Consider the following 510-nt stretch of genomic DNA (forward strand, 5'->3'; position numbering starts at 1 on the left):
AGCTTTCCCAAGAACACTTGAATGTGTTTGGTATCAATACGTTAAACGCATTGATGTTGAGAACTTTTATTTGATAACAACAAACACGTTCGTTGTTATCAGTCAGCTTTCCAAATTGTTAAAGAGCACGATTTTCTAATGAAAACCATTTTTAAAAACACTATTGCTAGTGCGCTTAAAGATGGTGGAGCTATGCGGGATCGAACCGCAGACCTCCTGCGTGCAAGGCAGGCGCTCTCCCAGCTGAGCTATAACCCCATCAGGTGTGTGATACTGTGTGCCAATCTTCTGGGAGGAAGAATTGGTGGGTCTGAGTGGACTTGAACCACCGACCTCTCGCTTATCAGGCGAACGCTCTAACCACCTGAGCTACAGACCCAGCATCGTCTCTTAAACTGTATAAACCATCAATCTGTGTGGACACTCATCAGTGTAATCTTCGTATAAGGAGGTGATCCAGCGCCAGGTTCCCCTAGCGCTACCTTGTTACGACTTCACCCCAGTCATGAA

General features: G+C 45.7%; 2 tRNA genes and 1 rRNA gene. All 3 read right to left on the reverse strand.

Features of this window, described 5'->3' with window-relative positions:
• Positions 1 to 182: 182 nt before the first annotated feature.
• A tRNA-Ala gene (locus tag AACQ79_RS15545) sits at positions 183 to 258 on the reverse strand.
• A gap of 44 nt (positions 259 to 302) precedes the next feature.
• Positions 303 to 379 (reverse strand) — tRNA-Ile (locus AACQ79_RS15550).
• A 65-nt stretch (positions 380 to 444) separates the two neighbouring features.
• Positions 445 to 510, reverse strand: a 16S ribosomal RNA gene (locus AACQ79_RS15555); the annotation flags it as partial.

The sequence above is a fragment of the Vibrio sp. 3-2(1) genome (genome assembly GCF_963887575.1).
In the GTDB taxonomy this organism is placed as follows: domain Bacteria; phylum Pseudomonadota; class Gammaproteobacteria; order Enterobacterales; family Vibrionaceae; genus Vibrio; species Vibrio anguillarum.